The organism is Paenibacillus sp. O199, from assembly GCF_001636635.1.
GTDB classification, from domain to species: Bacteria; Bacillota; Bacilli; order Paenibacillales; family Paenibacillaceae; genus Paenibacillus; species Paenibacillus marchantiae.
Genome location: NZ_LGRP01000053.1, coordinates 1 through 23462, shown reverse-complemented (window position 1 = coordinate 23462; position 23462 = coordinate 1). Strand labels below are relative to the sequence as shown.

Here is a 23462-nt window from a genome sequence, read left to right as displayed (position 1 = left end):
CGATGTTATTCGGTGGTGGTTTTTATTTGTTTTATACGAAGTATTTAATAAGTATCTAATATAAACCGTAACAGCCCGGAGAAAATCCAGGGCTGTTTTTTCATTTCAATTTATGTGAATGTGCTAAATCTTTTATAGTCAGATTAATTTAAGCAGGTTCTTTCTATTTAATCATTTGGTTGCATGCATCCCCTAGGCTTAAAAGGGAGTTCTCCAATGCATAATGGGTCTCTGAATCAATGATGACTCCTTGTTTATTCATCTTCAATGTAATATGAGGAATGGTTAGAGAGGCCTCATGTAAGACTTGAGCATTAATCATGTTTAACGTCAGCTATAGTGAAGCATGGGCTTTGTCACCGCCCATGGGGCTTGGAGAAGCAGCGATGGCAACGGTGGGTTTATTGAGCCATTCTCCTGAAGATACAATCCAATCTAATGCGTTTTTTAAGACCCCAGGAACTCCGTTTCCATACTCGGGCGTGCAGATGAGGACTCCATCCGAATGCTTCAGTTGGGCTCTCAAATTCTGCACGGACTCAGGACCTTCCTCGACATCGAGGTCAGGATTAAAATGCGGTAGATCATTTAATCCACCATATACTCCAAACTTAAGGTTAGGAGGAGCTAGCTTAATCATGGCATGCATTAGTAAAGTATTGGAGGACTGATTGCGCAGGCTTCCGGAAATCGCAAGGATATTAAATTCTTTTTTCATGGGTATACATCATCTCTATTCCTTAGTAATGTAGGGCAATCTGTTTATTTTCCTCCTGTTGGAATGGACTGTCTATAGAAAACGCATTTAATTAAGGCATTCTTCATGTTACTCAGAGGATATCCACAATTCTTCATCAAAAATGCATGCGATAGTTTGCATGACTCTGGGTAATAGGATGAAGAGAGCGCTTAAAATAAGCAACTGACGAATGAATCATAATAAATATTTTTTAAAATTAGTACCAAGTACTAATACTTAGTGCTATAATGATATAAAAAACAAACGAGGTGACTACCGGTATGAATCAATCAATGTCAACCATTACCGCAATGGGTACGTATGTACCGGATCGAATATTAAGTAATGCTGATTTGGAGAAGCTCGTCGAGACGAGTGATGAATGGATTGTACAGCGTACAGGGATGAGAGAACGGCGCATAGCAGCTGATGATCAATTTGTATCTGACCTGGCCACCAAGGCTGTAGAAGATATGATGCGCCGTTATAATGTTAGCGTAGAAGATGTGGATATGATTTTGGTCGCTACCAGCACACCTGAGTATTCGTTTCCCAGCACAGCATCCCGAGTACAGGCGAATCTCAAGATTCCACATACAGGAGTGCTTGATTTGAATGCGGCATGTGCGGGGTTTACGTATGGATTGCAGCTGGCGGACAGTCTGGTAACCAGTGGCATGTATCACAAAGTGTTGGTTATTGGAGCTGAGACGTTGTCCAAGATTACCGATTATACAGATCGTACGACATGTGTATTGTTCGGCGACGGGGCAGGAGCCTTTTTGGTAGAAAGAGCTGCTGGGAAAGGTGACTTTATGGCAGCCATCTCAGGTACGAGTGGAGAAGGAGGTATTCATCTCTATAAGACGGGTCTTTCTTCTGAGATGAATGGCGTACCTCTGCAGGGTGAGGGATGCCTTGTCCAGAATGGCAGAGAGATCTATAAGTGGGCAGTACGCACGATTCCGGAACAATTGAGTGGGCTTATAGCCAAAGCAGAGATGAAACCGGAGCAGATCGATTGGTTTGTCCCACATAGCGCGAATCTAAGAATGATTGAAGCGGTTTGTGAACGCGGTCCTATTCCATTGGAACGTACTTTAACAAGTGTGGAGTACCGAGGCAATACCTCCGCGGCTTCCATTCCTCTTGCTCTACAGCTTGCAGTAGACGCAGGGAAATTAAAGAATGGGCATCAAATAGCCCTTTTTGGTTTTGGAGGCGGCCTGACCTACGCAGGTCTTGTGCTTAGATGGAGTGTACCGGACAGTCCTGTAAAATAAAGCTCAATCCTTTAGTGTATTTATGGATAATTTTATGTTGTGTATTGACAGGCTTAAGGAAAGATGATAATTTAATCATACAAATTCCAATTGATTTACTTTGTTTTACTATAATTTTATATACCGACTGTTTAGACAGAGGTATCCTGCAAAGGTATATTTGCAGGATACCTCTTTTTTGTACTTTTCATCTGGGAGGGGGACTCAAATGGGTGAGACGTTATTGGCTATATCTCAACTAAACAAAAAGTTTGATACTACAGGAGGATCGGTCCAGGCTTTGTATAATGTGGATTTGCATGTGAAAGAAGGGGAGTTCATAACGATTATAGGGCCAAGTGGCTGTGGAAAAAGCACCTTGTTGCGTATCGTAGCGGGACTGGATCGCGGTTATACGGGTAGCGTATCGCTGAATGGGAACGAAATTAAAGGACCAGGGATCGATAAGGGCTTTATTTTTCAGGAGCACCGACTCTTTCCCTGGCTCACTGTAGAGAAGAACATCGCTTCTGATCTGCCGCTCGGTAAACCGGAAGTCAGACGGAAGGTGAATGAACTAATTGAACTGGTGAAATTGCAAGGATTTGAACAAGCCTATCCGCGTGAGTTGTCGGGTGGTATGGCCCAGCGTGTCGCCATTGCGCGAGCGCTGCTCCGAAGTCCCCAAATTTTACTGCTTGATGAACCGTTTGGTGCGCTAGATGCATTCACTCGGGCTCATATGCAGGCGGTACTACTAGATATTTGGCGCACAAACAAGACAACGATGATTTTTGTAACCCATGATATTGATGAGGCAGTTTTTCTGGGTGAGCGTGTGGTCATTTTGGAACCCCGCCCGGGACAAATTCGAAAAATCGTACCTATTGATCTCCCTTATCCTCGAAAGAAAGCGTCGAATTCATTTCAAGAAGTTCGGTTAAAGGTATTAAGTGAGTTTGAGAAATTGGAAGAGTTTGAACTTAAGGATGGGGCCGGGATATAAATGAAGTTAACCTGATTGATTCATTCATTCCACTATTAATCCGAGTAATTCAATAAAATAAATATGTTTAAGTGAGTGGAGGAGGATATGATCTAATGTCAGAACAGGCGGCAACGCTCAAAGCGACCGATAAAAAAAACGGCAAAGCAGTAAAATTTGCATTAGGTCTTATTTTGCCGGGTATTGTGCTTATGCTGTGGCAGACTTTGGGGCATTACGAAATCATTTCGGAAATGCTGTTCCCGACCCCTTATACCATCGCAGTGGCTTTGGTGACTCTAGTTGTTTCGGGAGATTTGTGGGCTAATCTGCAAATTAGCGCTATGAGAGCATTTGCGGGATTCTTTCTTGGCGGAGGTCTTGGCCTCTTCTTCGGTATTCTGGTAGGTTTGTTTCGCAAATCAGAAAAACTGTTGGACCCTACTTTGCAAATGATTCGTATGATTCCAAGCCTTGCGGTTGTACCTTTATTCATTCTCTGGTTTGGTATAGGCGAGGAATCAAAGGTGCTGTTGATAGCAAAGGCTGCATTCTTTCCTTTATATATTCAAACTTTTATGGGCATACGTGGGGTGGACAATAAGCTGTTTGAGGTGACACGGGTGCTGGGTTACAGCCGGATCAAGCAAGTTACCCGCCTTGTGCTTCCGGCGGCTGTGCCAAACGTTATACTTGGCGTGCGATTGTCACTTGGGCTTTCTTGGCTGGCACTGGTCGTGGCAGAGATGATTGCTTCCAGCTCAGGCATCGGTTATATGATGTCGGATGCTCGGCAGTTCGCAGATACACCTGTCGTGTTCGTGGGAATATTCATTTTTGCTGCAGCAGGGTTGTTAAGCGATACATTGGTTCGACTGCTGGAACAGCGATTATTGCAATGGAAGGACAGCATTTCAGGTTAATTGAAAGGCTAAAGAATAAATGACAAAGCTCGAAATGATAGGAGGGATGCACTATGAACGAGGGAACGGAAGCCATAATGAAAACAGCTAAAAGCGCGCTGGACTCCAGAGATATCAGCGGAACAGCTCCGATCGTTGCTGGACGGACTAAAGTAATCTCTCGTTTAAAGCTACCATCGCGTTCATGGAAAACCTCGCTGTCGGATGTGGTCATCGGGTCGCTGATTCCACTGGGTACACTGGCATTATGGCAGATTGCTGGCAGCATAGGGTGGTTATCGGCTGAATTTCTTCCAACCCCACTGAGTATCCTCAGCGCATTGACCGAGCTTGCGGCAACAGGAGAGCTAATCCATCATCTTGGTGTAAGTATGGGCCGTGCAGGATTGGGATTTCTGATTGGCGGGGTACTCGGACTGTGTTTTGGGATCCTAACCGGACTCTTTCGTCAAGCAGAATATATATTGGACCCGAGCGTACAGGTGCTTCGACTTGTGCCGCATCTGGCGATTGCACCGCTGATTATTTTGTGGTTTGGCTTCGGAGAAGTATCCAAGGTGGTCATTATTATGAGTGGTTCCTTTTTTCCTCTATACATCAACACTTTTATGGCTATTCGTGGGGTGGACAAAAAACTATATGAAGTAGCACAGGTACTCGGTTTCAGCCCGTATCAGCGAATACGCAGGTTGATTCTTCCAGCAGCACTACCGGGTATTTTGTTGGGGCTCCGGCTCTCGTTAGCCGTAGCCTGGATTGGATTGGTCGTGGCGGAATTGATCGGCTCACAGTCTGGAATCGGATTTCTGATCAATGAGGGTAAGCAGAATGCCAATACGGCCATCATTTTTGTCGGTATTCTCATTTTCGCTATTGTCGGCAAAGGGATAGACTCGCTCTTTCGTATGATAGAACGTAAATTTCTGTTCTGGCGAGACAGCTACCAGGGCTGAACATTTCAGGGAGGTCAATGCACATGAGTGAAGCGGTACGAGAAGATTCATTATTCCTTTTGGCAGATGTACTGGTTATTGGTGGAGGACCAGCGGGTACATGGGCAGCTCTCGCGGCAGCTGCCAAAGGAGCTTCAGTGGTACTGGCTGACAAGGGATATTGCGGCTCAAGCGGAGCCACTGCCCCTTCTGGAACAGGGGTGTGGTATGTGAAGCCTGATGAGAAGCTACGGGAAGAAGCGAAGGCGAGCCGGTATTTTATGGGAGGTCAACTAGCTGAGCATCGCTGGATGGATCGGGTGCTGAATCGAACATATGACAATATGAATCGACTGGGAGTATCAGGGTACCCTTTTCCGATCAATGAAGAAGGTCAGCAGCATCGTAGTGGTCTGCAAGGGCCGGAATATATGCGACTGATGCGTAAGCTGGTTAAGAGGGCAGGGGTTAAAATATTGGATCATAGCCCAGCCATGGAGCTGCTTGCAGATGAATATGGTGTAGCAGGTGCAGCCGGAGTACAAACGCAGAGTGGAAAAACATGGACTGTTCATGCAGGGGCTGTTGTCATTGCGACTGGAGGATGCGCATTTCTCAGCAAAGCGTTGGGCTGCAACGTACTTACTGGCGACGGTTACCTGTTTGCGGCCGAGGCGGGAGCGGCTCTTTCAGGCATGGAGTTTTCCAATGCTTATGCCATCTGCCCGACGTTCTCTTCCGTAACGAAGACGGCCTATTACAATTATGCCAGCTTTTATCATGAAGATGGCACCATTGTTGAAGGTGCAGGCTCCAAAAAGGGACGCTCTGTCATCGCTCGCCATCTGATGGCTGGACGTCAGGTTTACGCCAGACTGGATCAGGCGCCAGAAGATTTACAGCCGTTGCTGAGAGTAGCGCAAACGAACTTTTTCCTGCCGTTTGATCGGCTTGGAATTAATCCATTCAAGGAATTATTCCCGATCACGCTGCGTCTGGAGGGGACAGTTCGTGGAACTGGCGGCATTCGGGTGATGGATGAAAATTGTGCCACTGGCGTACCGGGTCTTTATGCAGCAGGAGATGCCGCTACACGGGAGTTGATCTGTGGTGGATTTACTGGAGGTGGCAGCCATAATGCGGCCTGGGCGATGTCTTCCGGGTCTTTCGCCGGGGAGGGTGCAGCAGGGTACGTGTTAGAACTCGGGCACAATGCTGCAAAACGTAATCCATCAGGCTTATCTTCTGCTCCTCTGGTGCAAGGGCAAGTGAAGCAAGGGACGGCAGCTCGCACAGCAGAATATGTATCCGCTGTGCAGGCTGAGGTGAAGCCTTATGAAGTGAACTTGTTCCGTACAGAGCAAGGTTTGTCCTCGGCGCTTGGTCGTCTTGACGAGTTATGGAGCATTCAACGCAATATACAGGTTCAGCGAACACCGGAAGGTGTGAAGGCCCGGGAGGCAGCCGCCATGACGGCAACCGCCCGTTGGATGTACAACTCTGCACTGGCCCGCACGGAATCCAGAGGGATGCACAAACGTGAGGATTACAAAGAGTCCGATACGGCACAGCATCATCGGCTGATCAGTGGCGGCCTGGATCAGGTCTGGGTGAAAACCGAGGAAGTGGCGAAGGAGAGTGTTCCCTTGTGATTGAAGTCATCAGTGCGACCAAGTGTATAGAGTGCAACCAATGCGTAGCCGTCTGTCCAACCAATGTCTTCGATCGAGTAGAGGGTGGAATACCCGTTATTGCAAGGCAGGACGACTGTCAGACCTGTTTTATGTGTGAGCTGTATTGTCCAGTGGATGCCTTGTATGTTGCACCTGATTCCGAAGCACTTACCGGAATAACCGAGCAGGAGCTTCAGGAGCAGGGATTTCTAGGTGGATATCGTGAGAAGGTAGGCTGGGGCAAGGGCAGAAAGCCAGTAGCAAGTCATAACTTCATGGTACAACTCTCTGCGAGAGCCGGATTCTGAAGATGCAAATGTTCAAGGGGGAAACCAACAATGAAACAGGCACACAGATACAAGGAGAAGAATACCCGAGGGACAACTGCAATGTGGCTGCGCCTGTCGGTTCTGGTTAGCATTGTTATGGTAGTACTGACTCTTCAGGCTTGTGGGAATAACGTTGGTTCAGGAAATACCAACAGCGCGACTGGCTCAACTGATGAAGGTCAATCGAAGGCGACAAGTGGTCAAAGGTCAGAGGATATACCGACCATTCTCAATTATGGTTTTATTGGCTCGAATAAGCTGAATTTGCCTGGTGGTGCCGAGGGGTGGGGCCTATATAAAGGTATTATTCAAGAGGAACTAAAAAAATACGGTATTACGGAAGTGAAACTGACCGGATTCCCCAATGGACCTGACCAGACGGAATCGTTGATCAGCGGACGGCTGGATTTTGGCAGCTTGGGCGATACGCCAGCCATTATTGCTTATGCTTCCGGAGCGAAGACCAGGTTAATAACTCAATCCATGGTGAATAATGTGGGTTATCTGATTGGTAAAAAGGACGGTCCAAAAACAGTTAAGGAGCTGCAAGGCAAAACAATTGCAATTCAAAAAGGTTCCTTCATGCACCGTTACGTGGTCGGCCTGCTTCAGGAAGAAGGAGTAACCGACTACAAGCTGGTTCATATGTTGACTCCGGATGCAACAGCTGCATTGGCAAGAGGGGATGTGGATGCAACTACCAACCTGGGTGTACCCGCGCTAAAGCTCATTTCCGAAGGCTATACGCATCTGGATGATGCTTCACAGCATCCAGATCTTCTAGGCAGCAGCGTTACAGTTGTAGGAGAGGACTTCCTCGCTAAATTCCCTGATTTTCCTCGAGTATGGAATGAAGCCAGGCAGAAGGCTTTAGCTGACCTTAAGCAACATGAAGATGAATATTATCAGTTCCTTGCTGAGATTGGGGACACTACACCTGAACTGGCGAAGCAGGTAAATCCGATCAGTGAAATCAAGGATACGGCGTTTACGGAGGAAGGATTGAAGCTGCTGGAAGGCACGAAAAACTTTTTAGTGGAAGAAAAACTGGCCAAAAAGGATTATTTGATTAGTGACTGGCAACAGCAATAGCCAACACAGTTTTGGCTTGGGAGCCGTTAGAGTGGCACTACAGAGGCCACTACAGAGAAACAATGAACAAGTAATCTATTGAACAGTAGCAGACAAAACGGCCAAAATAGTGAAAAGTCCATCCAAATTCATGGCTACATGAATTTGGATGGACTTTTTTTGTGTGTAGCAATAAAGAATGTTTAATCCCATGAACGATTTATGGCGTGAGCTTTGGTGCTTGGCGGTGATGAGTCCCTTGCTCATAGCTGTAAGCCAGCTTAATCAAGGTTCCTTCATCAAAGGCGCGGCCCAGGAATTCCATACCTACCGGCAGACCTTCAGTTGTAAATCCAGCAGGTACGGTAATTGCCGGGAAGCCAGAGAATGGGCTCAATCGGTTGTTACCCCCGGAGTTTTGTCCTTCGCCAATAACACCAGCGGCTTGCGTGGACGTAGGATAGATGATGGCATCCAGGTTGTTGTCCGCCATAACTTTCAACAAGGACTCACGTGTGATTTGGGTACGTTTCAGGACGATGTCCTTATATTCGGCAGTCTCCAACGTTTCCCGTGCATCACGAGTCTTCATCGACTGTTCTTGTGACTTGTCGAACTGTCCTGAAGCAATAATCTCGGACAAGCTGTGATAAGGGGCTTCGTCACCAAGAGACTCCAGATAGTCATTAAGTTGGAATTTGAACTCGTATCCACTCAAGCTTGGGTATTTGTTGATTTCCGCCAGGTTTGGAATGCTGATCGGGACTGCCGTAGCTCCCAGCGTTTTGAGTTCTTCTACTGCGTTGTTAATCACGTCAGCGACGGCTTTTTCTTCAGCTTTGGTGCTTGGAATGAGTTCGGTGGCCACACCGATCCGTGCACCTTTCAGACCGTTTACATCCAGGAAGTCTGTGTAGCTGGAAGGGATTTTGCCTACAGCATAAGCTGTAGCGACATCATTTTTGTCATAGCCGGCTGTAGCATCCAGCATAATTGCGGCATCACTTACGGTACGAGCCATAGGACCACCGACATCCTGTGTCAATGCAAGAGGGATGATTCCTTCACGGCTGGACAGTCCGATTGTTGGACGAATACCGACAAGGCTGTTGAAGCTGGAAGGGATACGGATTGATCCGCCGGTGTCAGTACCCATGCCCGCAGCTGCAAAGTTTGAGGCAATGGCGGCACCCGTACCACCACTTGACCCGCCTGGATAGTGATCCAGCGCATAAGGATTCAGTGTTTGTCCACCCAGTGAGCTGGACGTGGTAATGCCGAATGCGAATTCATGCAGATTGGTTTTGCCCAAAATAATGGCCCCTGCTGCTTTGAGTTTCTTCACTTGTTCAGCATCGTGAGCAGGTACGGAATCTTTCAGACAGATACAACCTGCGGTTGTAGGCATATCGTTGGTATCGAAGTTATCTTTAACTAAAACCGGAATACCATGTAAAGGTCCGCGAGGGCCCTGAGCTGCACGTTCTTCATCCAACGTTTCAGCGATTTTGAGAGCATCCGGGTTCAAGGTCAGAACTGCGTTAATGCTCACACCCTGATCATCATATTTTTCAATCCGATCCAAGTACTTCTGCACGAGTTCTTTGGATGTTAGCTTTCCTTGCGTCATGGCAGCCTGGAGATCCGTAATTGTCGCTTCCTCCAGAACAAATGGTTTTATGTAGTTATAAACGCGGTCTTTCAATATAGCAACATCATTTTGGGTAAGTACTGCATTAGGAAGGAAGAGGGCGTCGGTATATCCTTTCATCAACCCCGCGGTGTTCAGCGCACCAACGGCACCGGCAAAGCTCGCCTGATCCGGAACATCCTTGAACGATTCTGGAGTGGACTCCAGCTTCAGCCAGGTTTGCAAAGCTAAAGCAGCATCTTTACGCTGTACTGTTGTGCCGGAAAGTTTGTCCATGGAAAAAGGAACACCTGCAAGTGTAGCCGCTTCTTCCATAGCTTGAACAAATGCTACTGCTGTGACAGGTGCCTTACCAGCTGTTACGGCTGCAACCGTAGTTTTGCTAGAAGGCGCTGCCGTTGCAGCTGACGCTGAGGGAACCGTTCCTCCCCATGTTGTGGCAAAAACTGCTCCGGCCAGTAACAAGGCCCCACTTTTTTTCAATACAGATCCATGATAAGTCATGCATCCACGCTCCCTTCCTGTGTATCAATGATGTGTGTTGGCGAATCTGATATAGTTGCTTTTTTCACATTCTAAGTACATGTAAGGTATTCTTACAACACTCATATTTATCCAAAAAAACGTATACATACTATATTTCTACTATAGAACCTTCCAAATGCTCCTAATTCCATGCGCGGAAGAAAAATGTCGAAGAATATTGTGTTAACTAATCTGACATTAGAACCGGGAGATAGGCATCTTATGGGACAAATCGTTATTTGTTAAGCCAAAGCAAACCAATACCATGAAATGATATAATGAAAAGATAGAAGTAGAAGAACTCTTTTAATTAACGATAGAAGCATGAGAGTCATAGGTTTATCAAAGAAAGGAAGATATGGATTGAAAACATTAGTACTCGCAGAAAAACCATCTGTGGCACGAGAAATAGCCAGAGTGATGGGAGCGCGTGATAAACATAAAAGCTATATGGAAGGCCCGAAATATATCGTGACTTGGGCGCTTGGGCATCTTGTTGGATTGGCTGAACCAGAGGACTATGACAAAAAGTATGCAACCTGGAATCTGGAGGATCTGCCGATTCTGCCTGATCGCACCAAGCTGAAGGTACTCAAAGAGACCAACCATCAATACAAAGCGGTACAGCAGCTGATGAAACGTCAGGATGTTGGTGAATTGGTCATTGCAACGGATGCAGCACGTGAGGGTGAATTGCTGGCTCGCTGGATTATGCAAATGGCCCAGTGGAAAAAGCCGTTTAAGCGGCTGTGGATATCATCCCAGACCGACAAGGCCATCAAGGATGGATTTGCATCACTGAAGCCAGGCAGCCAGTTTGATCGTCTTTATGAATCAGCACGTTGCCGGGCAGAGGCGGACTGGATGATTGGTCTTAACGTGACGCGTGCATTGACGGTTCGATTTAATGCACAATTGTCAGCTGGACGGGTACAGACCCCTACACTTGGCATGATTATGGACAGGGAAAATGAGATCAACGGTTTCCGCTCGCAGGAGTATGAGACGTTAACGGCCGATCTGGGAGATTTTCAGGCGGTATGGCGCGCTGCAGGTGGGGATTCACGCATCTTTGATCCGCAAGAGACACAAGAATTGAAGAAACGAATTGATGGTCGTAAGGGTTCGATTGCCCAAGTGAAAAAAAGTGAAAAGGTTGAGCCGCATCCGCTGGCTTATGACCTGACGGAATTACAACGGGATGCCAACCGAAAATATGGTTTTTCCGCCAAGCAAACATCGAATGTGCTGCAACGTCTTTATGAACAGCACAAGCTGGTAACCTACCCACGTACAGACAGCCGTTACCTGACATCGGATATGACGGGAACGCTGAAAGAACGACTGGATAGTGTAGCGATTGGCCCCTATGCGTCTCTGGCTCGTCCGTTGTTGCGCAAAAATCTGAATATCACCAAACGTATCGTGGATGACAGCAGGGTAACGGATCACCATGCGATCATTCCAACAGAACAGACGGTTCTCCTCAATCAGCTGAATCCAGAGGAACGTAAGCTATACGATCTGATCGTACGCCGTTTTATCAGCTTGTTCTATCCGGCTGCGAAGTACGATTCTGTTGCGATCACTGTTCAGGTGGGCAACGATTCCTTTCATGTGAAAGGCACAACGGTGAAAGAAAGCGGCTGGCGGGAAGTGTACGGCGGAGATTATAGCGATGAGGATGATGATCGTGCTGACGATTCCTCAGACCATGAGCGTGCGCTTTTGCCAGACGTGCAGCAAGGTCAGTCCGTGACGGTTCAACGTTGTCATATCAAAAGTGGACGGACGATGCCGCCAAAACGGTATACCGAGGCAGCTTTGCTTTCTCAAATGGAGAAGCATGGACTGGGCACTCCGGCTACACGAGCGGATATTATCGAGAAGCTTGTAAGTTCCGACACCATTGATCGTCAAGGGAACAGCATGCATCCAACGGGAAAAGGAAAACAGCTGATTGAACTGGCTGCTCCACAGCTGCGTTCACCGGAGTTAACAGCTCGCTGGGAAGCTGAGCTGGAACGAATCGCCCGTGGACAAGGGAAGCCTGAGCCTTTCCTGGAGAGCATCCGTTCGATGGCGAAAGAGCTTGTATCTACAGTAAAAGGTAGCAAAGCGGAGTACAAGCCACATAATGTATCGAATAGTCACTGCCCGGATTGTAATGCCCGCTTACTGGAGAAGAAAGGCAAACGCGGCAAGTTCCTCGTGTGTCCAACAGAGGATTGCGGATATCGTCGTTCGGCGGAGAAACGATTATCCAACCGTCGCTGTGCACAGTGTCACAAAAAGATGGAAATTAAAGAGGGTAAGGCAGGTTTGTACGTGCAATGTCTGCCTTGCGGCATAACGGAAACATTGGATAAAGACAAACAGCATGTGAACAAACGTGATCAGCAAAAGCTGGTCAAACAATATGCGAAACAGGAGTCGATCGGTTCCAATTTGGGAGAACTGTTGAAGGCAGCCATGGAGAAAAAGGGAGAGTAAGACTGTCGTATAAGATTCTCCTTTTTCAGGCAACGTAAGCCTAGGAGGTGATACGCAGATGCCACATAACAAACCAGAGAAGATTCATAATCAGCAGAACAAAGACAGCATTCAGGAAGAGAGTATCTCTGTACGTCCCGAAAAGGCAGCAAAAAGAGCACCAAACCTGAATGGTATTCCTAAACAGGAGTCATAGGGTTGGTATTCGGGATTCATTGCTTCTAAATATCTTTGCGGTTCCCTTCTCGCGTTGATCATGTTCCTTCAGAGGACTATAATGGAGGTACAGGGAGATGTCCCGGGACGGGGGGACCGCTAGAATTATATGCAAACCGGATTGATACTGTGGTTTTTATTTATCAATGTCGTAGGTTACCTGGTCATGTCGGACGACAAGAAACGTGCGCAGCGCCGTCGAGACCGTACACCCGAACGAACGCTGTTTCTGCTGGCCTTTATTGGTGGGGCATTGGGGGTATGGATTGCAATGTATCGTAAACGTCACAAGACCAAACATCCCAGTTTTACGATCGGCATTCCGTTGTTGTTATTCCTGAATGCGGTAATTTATGGGTATTTCCTGCAATAAGGTAGAATTTAATGGTTAGGATCTGCTGTACTCCAGGTGAGTGGCTAGAATGATTATGTAAAATGTTTCTTATAAATGGTTCATTTAGACCTGGGGACGTTTAAGGAGTTACATGGTTCTTGTATTTTATGTCAGACCGAAGCTGGCTTCGAATGTTCTACATATAAAGGAAGGGACGGGATTTACATGTTATTCTCCAAAATACTAGTTGCTTATGATGGTTCGAAAGCTTCAAATAAAGCACTCGATCATGCGATTGAGTTAGCCAAAGTTTCTCCGGGTGCAGTCTTGGATGTTATTCATGCCTTTGACTTTCCACGTGTATTCATCGGGGAAGGATTGGCACCTTTGCCACCTTCTTTGAATAATGACTACTATAATCTGGCGGTGCAAACGACGGATGAAGCAAAAGAGCGGATTCAGGCTGCTGGCGTTACAGCGAACGTGGATCTGATTCAAGGAGCTGCTGCCGAGGTCCTTCTCGATTATGCCAAAGAGAACGGATCGGATATCATCATTATTGGTAGTCGTGGTCTTGGTGGAATTCGGGAATTTGTCTTGGGCAGCGTTAGTCACAACGTAGTGCAGCATGCTCAGGTTCCAGTACTTATCGTGAAATAATTATAGAATGTGTGTATACACATAATAGAGAAAAGCCGGCTGTCTTCGATAGGTTGAAGAGGGGTCGGCTTTCTTTTTTGGAATAAAAGGGATGCAGTATCTCCGAATGATCGGTTATTTCCGAACATTAAATTTGTCAATATGTTAAATGTTCGTCTTTAAGTTGACATTAGCTGTAGGGGATTGTTAGAATGTTAGATGTGTCGATCAGTTATATATAAGGTCGAGTAGGTTCGAAAGATGTGGAATTTTCAATTTTATTGAATTAATTTGTTGAAATAGATATTTGCTCGTATAACGCCGGGAATAGGGCCCGGAAGTATCTACCCGGGAACCGTAAATTTCCGGACTACGAGGAGATACGGCTGAGAGACGCATGAAATCAGATGCGGACAGCAAGCCTGCCTTTGGCATGCCCAAATGCGGGATACGTATTTCTTGGAGTCCGGTGTCCGGAGAAAATGTGATGTTTTCGCGGGTAGCGGATTTTTTCATTTCACAATAAACGAGAAGCAACAGGATGAAACCAAAACGCTCAGACGGGAGTTGGATGTATTCATGTCAGTACAGGTGGCTGTAATTATGGGCAGTAAGTCGGATTGGGAAACGATGAAGTATGCTTGTGAGGTGCTGGACGAGCTGGAGATTGGGTATGAAAAAAAAGTCGTATCCGCGCATCGCACACCAGATTTGATGTTTGAATATGCGGAGCAAGCGATTGACCGTGGATTCAAGGTTATCATTGCGGGTGCGGGTGGGGCAGCTCATCTGCCCGGTATGGTCGCTTCCAAAACGATGCTTCCGGTCATTGGAGTTCCCGTGCAATCCAAGGCGCTAAATGGTCTCGATTCCTTGCTGTCCATTGTTCAGATGCCTGGTGGCATTCCCGTCGCAACGGTAGCGATTGGCAAAGCAGGTGCAACGAATGCCGGATTGCTTGCGGCTCAGATCATCGGTGCTTTTGACCAGGATGTCCAACGTCGCAGCGAAGCCCGCAGAGAGCGAATCAAACAAGAAGTGCTCGAAAGCAGTGACGAAATATGAATAGTACAAGAATACAACCCGGATCAGCAGGCAAAGCAGAACGTGTCTTGCTCCCAGGAAAAACAACCATTGGTGTTCTCGGAGGCGGGCAGCTTGGACGGATGCTGACACTTGCCGGAACAGCGATGGGTTATCGGTTCGTTACACTTGATCCGGCAGCAGATGCTCCTTGTGGACAAATTGCCGATCAGATTGAAGCGGGATATGACGATGAAAAGGCTGCACTCGAACTGGCTCGGCAGTGTGATGTAATCACCTATGAGTTTGAGAATGTAGACGCAGATGTTGCTTCTCTCCTAGAACGGGAATCCTATGTACCGCAAGGAAGTGCGTTATTGTACACAACCCAGCATCGTTTGCGTGAAAAACGAGCCATTGAGGCGGCTGGTGTATGTGTAGCCCCTTACCGGGAAATTACAAGCAAGGACACAATGAAGGCAGCCGTGAGTGAACTTGGTGTTCCTTGTGTACTGAAGACAGTGACAGGCGGATATGACGGCAAGGGTCAGCGGGTTATACGAGAAACAAATCAGGCGATAGCTGCCTATGAAGAACTCGCAGCTACCGGTGCGGAACTGGTATTGGAGCAATTTATTAAATTTGACTGCGAGATTTCAGTCGTTGTTGCACGCAGCACGAATGGGGAAATTAAGACGTTCCCGCCTGCGGAGAACATTCATGTGAACAACATTTTGCATGCTTCGATCGTACCAGCAAGAGTGGCGACCGAAATACAGATTGAGGCGCAGAAGTTGGCGGCAGCAGTGGCTCAATCCATCCAAGCCGTTGGATTGCTGGCAGTGGAGTTGTTTGTTGCGGCAGATGGAAGACTGTATGTGAATGAGTTGGCACCTAGGCCGCATAATTCCGGCCACTATACGATGGAGGCCTGTGCCACATCACAATTTGAACAGCATATTCGTGCGATTTGCGGATTGCCGCTTGGAGATACTTCATTATTGAGCCCGGTTGTTATGGTCAATGTGCTTGGAGAACATCTGGAAGGTATAATTGCCAGAACGGGTCAGGCTGACGCGGAAGCGTTGGAACTCGGTGTGATTCCTAAGCTTCATATATATGGTAAATCCGAAGCGAAGAAAGGACGGAAAATGGGGCATGTCAATCTGCTCTGTCAGGATGTCGAAGAAGGATTACAATGGATTGAACAAACTAATCTTTGGAGGAATACAAATTTATGATCGAACGTTATAGCAGACCCGAAATGAGAGCTATTTGGACTGAGGAGAACAAATTCAAGTCATGGCTGGAAGTTGAAATTTGTGCATGTGAAGCTTGGGCAGAGCTTGGCGTCATTCCTAAGGAAGAAGCAGCATTGCTTCGTCAGAACGCTTCTTTTGACATCGACCGCATTTACGAGATTGAACAGGAAACACGTCATGACGTTATTGCTTTCACACGTACGGTATCGGAAAGTCTGGGAGCAGAGCGGAAATGGGTGCACTACGGACTGACTTCCACGGATGTCGTTGATACGGCTCTCGGATATGTACTCCGTCAGGCAAACGAAATCTTGGAACGTGATATCGTGAACTTTATCGAAATTTTACGTGACAAAGCGAAGACTTATCAGCACACGCCAATGATGGGACGTACACATGGGGTGCATGCGGAGCCAACGACATTTGGTCTGAAAATGGCACTCTGGCATGAAGAAATGAAACGGAATCTGGAGCGTTTCCGCCACGCGGCAGACAACGTACAGTACGGTAAAATCTCTGGAGCAGTTGGCACATACGCGAACATCGATCCATTTGTTGAAGAGTTTGTCTGCGAGAAGTTGGGTACGAAGCCTGCACCAATCTCAACTCAAACGCTGCAACGTGACCGTCATGCAGAATACATGGCTACACTGGCATTGATCGCAACATCTTTGGACAAGTTCGCTACAGAAGTACGTGCGCTGCAAAAGAGTGAGTTCCGTGAAGTGGAAGAAGCATTTGCAAAAGGTCAAAAAGGATCTTCGGCAATGCCGCACAAACGTAACCCAATCGGTAGTGAAAATATCTCCGGTCTGTCCCGCGTTATTCGCGGACATATGGTATCGGCATACGAGAACGTGACACTGTGGCACGAGCGTGATATCTCACACTCTTCCGTAGAGCGTATCATTCTGCCGGATGCAACGATGCTGCTGAACTACATGCTGAACCGTTTCGGTAACATCGTGAAGAATCTGACGGTATTCCCTGAAAATATGAAACGTAATATGGAGCGCACCTTCGGCGTACCATTCTCCGGTCGAGTGATGACCAAGTTGATCGACAAAGGTTTCAGCCGCGAGCAGGCATACGATACCGTTCAACCACGTGCGATGCAAGCATGGGAAGAACAACGCCAGTTCCAGGATATCGTAAAATCCACACCGGAAATTACGGAAGTGCTGAGCGAAGAGGAAATCGCAGATGCGTTCAACCCATCATGGCACCTGAAGCACGTAGACACCATCTTCAAAAAGCTTGGTTTGAACGACTAATATATTAAGGTTTTGAATTATTCCACTCCCTAAAAGTATAGGTTAATTATGTGTTCACGCTGGAACGGAGAAGGCAGAAAAAACCTGAAGAAGCAAAGCGCTCGCCTTTATCACCGGATTTTCCCCTTGAGAAAGGGGATCAGAAAAATCCGGGGATAACAGCGATCGGAAGGTTGTTCTGCATTCGTAGTGGCCCTGCGTGATGAGGGGAATTGGACGTATACTTTACATCTCCTGAAAGAAGGTGAGCCTCCATGGCGCTGTCCACTGCGGCAGATCTCGTTAAAGCTCCTTTGTTATATAAGGGAAAAGTACGTGAGTTGTACGATCTGGGTGAACATTTTCTCATCGTGGTTACGGATCGGATTTCGGCATTTGACTATGTGCTGGACCCAGCCGTTCCCGAGAAGGGCAATGTGCTTAATAAACTGAGCAGCTTCTGGTTTGAACTGACGGGCGACATGATGGATAACCACGTGGTGCATACGGATGTAAACCAATTGGGCGATATCATTACTGATCCTGAACTGCTTAAAGACCGCATCATGGTGACCCGCAAAGCCGAGCGCATTGATATTGAATGTGTGGTGCGTGGATACATTACCGGTGGCGGATGGAGACAATATGAGAAAAGCGGAGAGGTCAACGGCATCAAGCTGCCGGATGGACTTCGCAAAAACGCCAAGCTCGACGTTCCCATCTTCACCCCAGCAGCTAAAAACGATGTCGGTCATGACGAAGACATCCCGATGGATCGAATGAAAGAACTTGTCGGAGATGCTCTCGCGATTGAGCTTCAGGAAAAGAGCCTGCGTCTCTACGAATTTGCTCGCGACTATTGCGATCAGCGGGGAATCATTCTCGCAGACTGCAAATTCGAGTTCGGTATGGTCGATGGTAAAGTCATTCTGATCGATGAAATCTTCACGCCAGACGCTTCTCGCTTCTGGGCCAAAGAGAATTACGAACTCGACATCGAGATCGATAGCATGGATAAAGAGCCGGTACGCACATATCTGTTAGGCAGCGATTGGGACAAGAACAGCAAACCTGATCCGCTGCCACAAGAGGTAGTGGAGGCCACAACCGCAAGGTACGTCGATATTTATAACCGTTTAACGGAAAAGTAAGTTTGAGTAAGGGACGTTTGAGTGTAGGCTACGGGAAAGTTTGAGGAGGCTAACGTTTGAGCTCGCTACGGGAAAGTTTGGCTTTCGATCGCTGTTGCCCCCGGAATGTTTTGATTGGAATCCTTTTTTCAAAAGGAAACATTCCGGTTGCAAAGGCGAGCACTTCGTTTCTCCAGCTCAAATCTTTCCCTCCGCCAGTTTCAAACTGGGGATGAGGCAATTAAGTGCGGAGGCTTCCCACAGGTAGGGAAGCCTGAAAAAATTACGAGAATTAAATTCATTGATTACTAAACTATTTTATAGACCATTCACTGTTTTCACGTAATGGTCAGGCTAGACCATTACCCACCGTGCAACGTAAAGGGTTTAGGCCTTTAAAAAACGTCGCATGGACTAGCGGAGGGGCGGAATTGTTCTTAAAGGAGCGATAGCGTTCGCCTTTGTCCCCGGGTTTTGACCGCATAGCGGGCCAAAACAATCCAAAAAACCTGGGGACAACAGCGACCGGAAGAACAATCCGCCCCGGAGCAAGCTCCCAAGTCACTTTTTTTAACAGCGTAAAGCATTTATCCCGTTCATTACTGAGGAGGAACATAAGGATCATGATCAAAGCAACCGTCTATGTCACTATTAAGCAAAGCGTTCTCGACCCGCAAGGAGTAGCTGTTCAAGGTGCCCTGCATTCGATGGGATTCAATGAAGTGGAAAGTGTACGGATTGGTAAAGTCATGGAACTGACTCTGGATACAACAGACCGTGCGGAAGCGGAGAAACGATTGACAGTAATGTGTGAGAAGCTGCTGGCTAACACCGTTGTTGAAGATTACCGCTACGAATTGGAGGGTTAACCCCATGAAATTTGCAGTTCTTGTGTTTCCTGGCTCCAACTGCGACATCGACTGTTACAAAGCAGTAGAAGATGCGATTGGACAAGAGGTTGATTATGTATGGCACACGGCTACAGATCTATCGGCTTATGATTGTATCCTAGTTCCAGGTGGTTTCTCTTATGGTGACTATCTGCGTTGCGGAGCGATCTCCCGTTTTGCACCCGTAATGAATGAGGTAGCTAAGGCTGCTGAACAAGGTAAATATATTCTCGGCATTTGTAACGGATTCCAGATCCTCACTGAGGCGGGATTGCTTCCAGGTGCATTGATCCGCAATATGTCGCTGAAATTCCGTTGTCACGATACGGTGTTGAAAGTAGCGAATGCAGATACTCCATTTACACGTGACTATGCACCGGGGGAAGAGATTGTTATTCCAATTGCTCACGGTGAAGGAAACTATTACTGTGACGAGGAAACACTCGCGAGTTTGCAGGCAAACAACCAGATCGTCTTTACGTATGGCAGCAACCCGAACGGTTCCCTGGGTGATATCGCGGGAATCTGTAATGAGGGTGGAAACGTGGTTGGTATGATGCCACATCCAGAGCGCGCGGTGGACTCACTGCTGGGTTCGGAAGACGGCAAACGTATGTTTACATCTATTTTGAAAGCATGGAGGGATCGGCATGACGCAGCAGCTATCCGCTAAGGAACCGACAGCAGAACAGGTCGCAGAACATAAACTTTACGCACAAATGGGCGTGTCTGACAGCGAGTATGAGCTGATCTGTGAGTTCATGGGGCGTAAGCCGAACTACACGGAGATTGGTGTTTTCAGTGTTATGTGGTCGGAGCACTGCGCATACAAAAACTCCAAGCCGTTACTGCGTCGATTCCCTACAAGTGGACCGCGTGTCCTGATGGGTCCGGGTGAAGGTGCCGGGATCGTAGATATCGGTGACAATCAGGCCGTTGTATTCAAAATTGAAAGCCATAACCATCCTTCCGCGGTTGAGCCTTACCAAGGTGCGGCAACAGGTGTTGGCGGCATTATCCGTGATATTTTCTCTATGGGAGCAAGACCGGTAGCTTTGTTGAATTCCTTGCGTTTTGGCAAGCTGGAAAGTGATCGCGTTAAATATCTGTTCGAGCACGTGGTAGCAGGTATTGCTGGATACGGAAACTGTATTGGTATTCCTACTGTTGCTGGTGAAGTCATGTTTGATGAGAGCTATGAAGGCAATCCGCTGGTTAACGCGATGTGTGTGGGTCTGATTGATCATGACAAAATCCAGCGCGGCGTAGCTAAAGGTGTGGGGAACCCAGTGTATTATGTAGGGCCGCCAACAGGCCGGGATGGTATTCATGGAGCGACCTTTGCATCAGTTGAACTGACGGAAGAATCCGAGTCCCAACGGACAGCGGTTCAGGTAGGTGACCCTTTCATGGAAAAACTCGTAATGGAGTCTTGCCTCGAATTGATCGATACCGGAATCGTGCTTGGTATTCAGGATATGGGCGCAGCAGGTCTGACGTGCTCCAGTGCGGAAATGGCAAGTAAGGCGGGCAATGGTCTGGAACTGTATCTGGATCAGGTACCACAGCGTGAAGAAGGCATGACACCTTACGAGATGATGCTGTCCGAGTCCCAGGAACGGATGCTGTTTGTCGTTGAGCCTAAGGATGAGGCGCAAGCGATGGAGATCTTTGAACGTTGGGGCGTTATCTGTGCAAAAGTCGGAAAAGTAACGGATGATGGACGTCTGAAATTGATTCACCATGGCGAAGTGGTTGGAGACATGCCGGTAACAGCACTGGTTGACGAGTGTCCGGTGTATGACAAACCTTCTTCTGTACCTGATTACTACGAGCAAAGTGCCTCTATCGACACCCTTCGTTATGATGAAGTGTCGGATCTCGGCGGTGCATTGAAAAAAGTGTTGGCATCCCCAACAGTAGCGAGCAAGAAGTGGGTTTATGATCAATATGATTACATGGTGCGTACAAGTACTGCGGTTCGTCCAGGTTCGGATGCAGCCGTAGTTACGATTCGTGGTACACGCAAAGGTCTCGCGATGACAACGGACTGTAACGGACGTTATGTATATCTGGATCCAGAAGTAGGCGGACGAATTGCAGTTAGTGAAGCTGCCCGTAACATTGTATGTTCCGGTGCAGAGCCACTCGCGATTACGGACAACCTGAACTTTGGTAACCCGGAGAAGCCGGATATTTTTTGGCAAATGGAAAAAGCAGTAGACGGTATGGCGGAAGCTTGCCGCGTGCTGGATACACCAGTTATTGGTGGTAACGTAAGTCTGTATAACGAAAACGCCAAAGGCTCCATCTATCCAACACCAGTTGTCGGTATGGTAGGTCTCGTTCATGATACGGATCATATCACGACACAAGCATTCAAATCCGAAGGTGATGTTATCATCCTCCTCGGTGAAACGAAAGCTGAACTGGGTGGAAGTGAGCTGCAATATGCGGTTCATGGCAAAACGGAAGGCCGTCCACCAGAACTGAACTTGCAAACGGAAAAAGCATTGCTGGGAACCGTGCTGGAAGCTATTCAATCCGGTCTCGTTCGCTCTGCACATGACTTGTCTGAAGGCGGCTTGGCTGTTGCACTCGCAGAGTCTTGTATCAGCGGTAACGTAGGAGCACAGGTGAATGTGGAGACGGCATTGCGTGCAGATCATGCGTTGTTCAGTGAAAGTCAATCTCGTATTCTGCTGTCGGCTTCGCCGGAGCAAGCAGGTAAGCTGGAAGATTTTGTACGTGAACGTGGTGTGCCTGTAGCTGTTATTGGACGTGTAGAAGGAAGTAACCTGACAATTGAATTGAACGGAACATCAGCCGTGAACGAACCTGTAGGAGGTTTAGCTCAGGTCTGGGAGGATGCGATTCCATGTCTCATGAACTGACGACAGGACCATTGTGGACAGGTGATTATTATAACGAAGGGTCCGGCAAGGAAGGACTCGACAAATTAAAGGAAGAATGCGGAGTATTCGGGGTGTTCAAACACCCTGACGCCGCATCACTATCCTATTATGGCTTGCATGCCCTTCAACACCGGGGTGAAGAAAGTGCAGGAATGTGTGTAAGTGACGGTAACGAGTTTCACTACCACCGTGGTATGGGTCTGGTGAAGGAAGTCTTCACCAAAGACTTGATGCAGACGTTGACCGGGGATATCTCCATCGGACACGTTCGTTATTCAACCAGTGGTGACAGTAAGCTGACGAACGCACAACCATTGGTATTTAAATACCGCGATGGTGATCTGGCTGTAGCAACCAACGGAAATATCGTAAATGCGCCAACAATTCGGCGTGAATTGGAGCAGGGCGGGTCCATTTTTCAAACGACCAGTGATACCGAAGTTATTGCCCATCTAATCGCGAGATCTCCCAAAGGATTGGTAGAAGCCGCGAAGGATGCGTTCCAACGGATTGTGGGTGGTTATGCATTTCTGATCATGACCAACGACAAGTTGCTGGTTGCTTCTGATCCCCATGGTCTGCGTCCGCTCACAATGGGTAAATTGGGAGATGCGTACTTGTTTGCATCCGAAACATGTGCATTGGAGACGATTGGTGCAGAGTTGATTCGTGACATTGAACCGGGTGAACTGTTGGTGCTGGATGCGGATGGTCTTCACGAGGACCGCTTCGATCATCACAAACACCGCAAGGCACTGTGTGCGATGGAGTATATCTACTTTGCCCGTCCGGACAGTGACATGAATGGTGCAAACCAGCACGCTGCGCGTAAACGGATGGGCAGTCGGATGGCGATTGAGTCGTTTGTCGATGCAGATCTGGTAACAGGTGTACCGGACTCCAGTATTTCCGCGGCAATCGGCTATGCCGAGCAGACGGGTATTCCGTATGAGATGGGTATGATCAAAAACAAATACACCGGACGTACGTTTATCCAGCCAAGCCAGGAACTGCGGGAACAAGGCGTGAAGATGAAACTGAGCGCTGTGCGCCGTGTGGTAGAAGGCAAACGCGTGGTCATGATTGACGACTCCATCGTACGGGGAACCACTTCCCGCCGGATCGTGAACATGCTGCGTGATGCCGGAGCAACAGAGGTGCATGTACGCATTACATCACCACCGTTCAAAAACCCGTGCTTTTACGGCATCGATACG

General features: G+C 47.7%; 21 protein-coding genes and 1 riboswitch. Of the genes, 19 read left to right on the top strand and 2 right to left on the bottom strand.

The features are described from left to right. Nucleotides 1-334: 334 nt before the first annotated feature. The gene (locus A6049_RS30745; protein ID WP_481853493.1) at nucleotides 335-718 is read right to left on the bottom strand and encodes an NADPH-dependent FMN reductase; all 384 of its coding nucleotides are present in this window, start codon (nucleotides 716-718) and stop codon (nucleotides 335-337) included. A 302-nt stretch (nucleotides 719-1020) separates the two neighbouring features. On the opposite strand from A6049_RS30745, the gene A6049_RS30740 reads away from it, so the two are divergent. From A6049_RS30740 to A6049_RS30710, 7 genes are all read left to right on the top strand, one after another. Continuing rightward, on the top strand, nucleotides 1021-2022 hold the full coding sequence (locus tag A6049_RS30740) for a ketoacyl-ACP synthase III (RefSeq protein WP_063568217.1): 1002 nt from the start codon (nucleotides 1021-1023) through the stop codon (nucleotides 2020-2022). 208 nt (nucleotides 2023-2230) lie between these two features. Then, a complete protein-coding gene (locus tag A6049_RS30735) occupies nucleotides 2231-3007 on the top strand; it encodes an ABC transporter ATP-binding protein (RefSeq protein ID WP_063568216.1) in 777 nt (258 codons plus the stop codon). A gap of 95 nt (nucleotides 3008-3102) precedes the next feature. Then, nucleotides 3103-3909 carry an ABC transporter permease gene (locus A6049_RS30730; RefSeq protein ID WP_063568215.1) on the top strand — a complete coding sequence of 269 codons (807 nt, stop codon included), beginning with the start codon at nucleotides 3103-3105 and terminating at the stop codon, nucleotides 3907-3909. Nucleotides 3910-3962: 53 nt separating this feature from the next. Next, nucleotides 3963-4862 carry an ABC transporter permease gene (locus A6049_RS30725; protein ID WP_063568214.1) on the top strand — a complete coding sequence of 300 codons (900 nt, stop codon included), beginning with the start codon at nucleotides 3963-3965 and terminating at the stop codon, nucleotides 4860-4862. 23 nt (nucleotides 4863-4885) lie between these two features. Next, nucleotides 4886-6493, top strand: coding sequence for an FAD-dependent oxidoreductase (locus A6049_RS30720; RefSeq protein WP_063568213.1), 1608 nt, complete (start codon nucleotides 4886-4888; stop codon nucleotides 6491-6493). Continuing rightward, a complete protein-coding gene (locus tag A6049_RS30715; RefSeq protein ID WP_063568212.1) occupies nucleotides 6490-6822 on the top strand; it encodes a 4Fe-4S dicluster domain-containing protein in 333 nt (110 codons plus the stop codon). Before A6049_RS30720 ends, A6049_RS30715 begins: the two co-directional genes overlap by 4 nt. 30 nt (nucleotides 6823-6852) lie before the next feature. Next, a complete protein-coding gene (locus tag A6049_RS30710) occupies nucleotides 6853-7935 on the top strand; it encodes an ABC transporter substrate-binding protein (protein ID WP_063568211.1) in 1083 nt (360 codons plus the stop codon). Between the two features lie 199 nt (nucleotides 7936-8134). On the opposite strand, the gene A6049_RS30705 is transcribed toward A6049_RS30710, so the two are convergent. Beyond that, on the bottom strand, nucleotides 8135-10069 hold the full coding sequence (locus tag A6049_RS30705; RefSeq protein WP_063568210.1) for an amidase family protein: 1935 nt from the start codon (nucleotides 10067-10069) through the stop codon (nucleotides 8135-8137). Nucleotides 10070-10453: 384 nt separating this feature from the next. Between A6049_RS30705 and A6049_RS30700 the strand changes: the two genes are divergently transcribed. The 12 genes from A6049_RS30700 to purF all read left to right on the top strand — a co-directional run. After that, nucleotides 10454-12583, top strand: a complete 2130-nt coding sequence (locus tag A6049_RS30700; protein ID WP_063568209.1) for a DNA topoisomerase III — start codon at nucleotides 10454-10456, stop codon at nucleotides 12581-12583. A gap of 58 nt (nucleotides 12584-12641) precedes the next feature. Continuing rightward, entirely contained in the window at nucleotides 12642-12779 is a 138-nt protein-coding gene (locus tag A6049_RS33680; RefSeq protein ID WP_162842470.1) for a hypothetical protein, read from the top strand. Between the two features lie 129 nt (nucleotides 12780-12908). Continuing rightward, complete coding sequence (locus tag A6049_RS30695; protein WP_063568208.1) at nucleotides 12909-13172, top strand: DUF1294 domain-containing protein; 264 nt, start codon at nucleotides 12909-12911, stop codon at nucleotides 13170-13172. Between the two features lie 186 nt (nucleotides 13173-13358). Then, nucleotides 13359-13793, top strand: coding sequence for a universal stress protein (locus tag A6049_RS30690; protein ID WP_063568207.1), 435 nt, complete (start codon nucleotides 13359-13361; stop codon nucleotides 13791-13793). A 270-nt stretch (nucleotides 13794-14063) separates the two neighbouring features. Further along, a riboswitch (purine riboswitch) is annotated at nucleotides 14064-14165 on the top strand. A gap of 186 nt (nucleotides 14166-14351) precedes the next feature. Continuing rightward, on the top strand, nucleotides 14352-14837 hold the full coding sequence (gene purE, locus A6049_RS30685) for a 5-(carboxyamino)imidazole ribonucleotide mutase (protein ID WP_063568218.1): 486 nt from the start codon (nucleotides 14352-14354) through the stop codon (nucleotides 14835-14837). Further along, a complete protein-coding gene (purK, locus tag A6049_RS30680; RefSeq protein WP_063568206.1) occupies nucleotides 14834-16036 on the top strand; it encodes a 5-(carboxyamino)imidazole ribonucleotide synthase in 1203 nt (400 codons plus the stop codon). The genes purE and purK overlap by 4 nt, the downstream gene beginning before the upstream one ends. Next, the gene (gene purB / locus A6049_RS30675) at nucleotides 16033-17331 is read left to right on the top strand and encodes an adenylosuccinate lyase (protein ID WP_063568205.1); all 1299 of its coding nucleotides are present in this window, start codon (nucleotides 16033-16035) and stop codon (nucleotides 17329-17331) included. The genes purK and purB overlap by 4 nt, the downstream gene beginning before the upstream one ends. A gap of 254 nt (nucleotides 17332-17585) precedes the next feature. Continuing rightward, nucleotides 17586-18461 (top strand): phosphoribosylaminoimidazolesuccinocarboxamide synthase, encoded by an 876-nt coding sequence (locus tag A6049_RS30670; RefSeq protein WP_063568204.1) that lies wholly within the window; start codon nucleotides 17586-17588, stop codon nucleotides 18459-18461. 602 nt (nucleotides 18462-19063) lie between these two features. Beyond that, nucleotides 19064-19309: a phosphoribosylformylglycinamidine synthase subunit PurS gene (purS, locus tag A6049_RS30660; protein WP_024633544.1), complete on the top strand. Its 246-nt coding sequence runs from the start codon at nucleotides 19064-19066 to the stop codon at nucleotides 19307-19309. Nucleotides 19310-19313: 4 nt separating this feature from the next. After that, entirely contained in the window at nucleotides 19314-20003 is a 690-nt protein-coding gene (gene purQ / locus A6049_RS30655; protein ID WP_024633543.1) for a phosphoribosylformylglycinamidine synthase subunit PurQ, read from the top strand. Then, on the top strand, nucleotides 19981-22224 hold the full coding sequence (gene purL, locus A6049_RS30650; RefSeq protein WP_063568202.1) for a phosphoribosylformylglycinamidine synthase subunit PurL: 2244 nt from the start codon (nucleotides 19981-19983) through the stop codon (nucleotides 22222-22224). The genes purQ and purL overlap by 23 nt, the downstream gene beginning before the upstream one ends. Further along, nucleotides 22209-23462, top strand: a 1254-nt coding sequence (purF, locus tag A6049_RS30645) for an amidophosphoribosyltransferase (RefSeq protein ID WP_063568201.1), incomplete at its 3' end; no start/stop codon positions are given. The genes purL and purF, both read left to right, overlap by 16 nt.

Bases quoted from the DNA above. Each gene is read 5' to 3' on its own strand.
- A6049_RS30695 (WP_063568208.1), top strand. From the start codon at position 12,909: ATGCAAACCGGATTGATACTGTGGTTTTTATTTATCAATGTCGTAGGT.
- purK (WP_063568206.1), top strand. From the start codon at position 14,834: ATGAATAGTACAAGAATACAACCCGGATCAGCAGGCAAAGCAGAACGT.
- purQ (WP_024633543.1), top strand. From the start codon at position 19,314: ATGAAATTTGCAGTTCTTGTGTTTCCTGGCTCCAACTGCGACATCGAC.
- A6049_RS30725 (WP_063568214.1), top strand. From the start codon at position 3,963: ATGAACGAGGGAACGGAAGCCATAATGAAAACAGCTAAAAGCGCGCTG.
- A6049_RS33680 (WP_162842470.1), top strand. From the start codon at position 12,642: ATGCCACATAACAAACCAGAGAAGATTCATAATCAGCAGAACAAAGAC.
- A6049_RS30740 (WP_063568217.1), top strand. From the start codon at position 1,021: ATGAATCAATCAATGTCAACCATTACCGCAATGGGTACGTATGTACCG.
- A6049_RS30730 (WP_063568215.1), top strand. From the start codon at position 3,103: ATGTCAGAACAGGCGGCAACGCTCAAAGCGACCGATAAAAAAAACGGC.
- purB (WP_063568205.1), top strand. From the start codon at position 16,033: ATGATCGAACGTTATAGCAGACCCGAAATGAGAGCTATTTGGACTGAG.
- purE (WP_063568218.1), top strand. From the start codon at position 14,352: ATGTCAGTACAGGTGGCTGTAATTATGGGCAGTAAGTCGGATTGGGAA.
- purL (WP_063568202.1), top strand. From the start codon at position 19,981: ATGACGCAGCAGCTATCCGCTAAGGAACCGACAGCAGAACAGGTCGCA.
- A6049_RS30705 (WP_063568210.1), bottom strand. From the start codon at position 10,069: ATGACTTATCATGGATCTGTATTGAAAAAAAGTGGGGCCTTGTTACTG.
- A6049_RS30735 (WP_063568216.1), top strand. From the start codon at position 2,231: ATGGGTGAGACGTTATTGGCTATATCTCAACTAAACAAAAAGTTTGAT.
- A6049_RS30670 (WP_063568204.1), top strand. From the start codon at position 17,586: ATGGCGCTGTCCACTGCGGCAGATCTCGTTAAAGCTCCTTTGTTATAT.
- A6049_RS30720 (WP_063568213.1), top strand. From the start codon at position 4,886: ATGAGTGAAGCGGTACGAGAAGATTCATTATTCCTTTTGGCAGATGTA.
- A6049_RS30710 (WP_063568211.1), top strand. From the start codon at position 6,853: ATGAAACAGGCACACAGATACAAGGAGAAGAATACCCGAGGGACAACT.
- purS (WP_024633544.1), top strand. From the start codon at position 19,064: ATGATCAAAGCAACCGTCTATGTCACTATTAAGCAAAGCGTTCTCGAC.
- A6049_RS30745 (WP_481853493.1), bottom strand. From the start codon at position 718: ATGAAAAAAGAATTTAATATCCTTGCGATTTCCGGAAGCCTGCGCAAT.
- A6049_RS30690 (WP_063568207.1), top strand. From the start codon at position 13,359: ATGTTATTCTCCAAAATACTAGTTGCTTATGATGGTTCGAAAGCTTCA.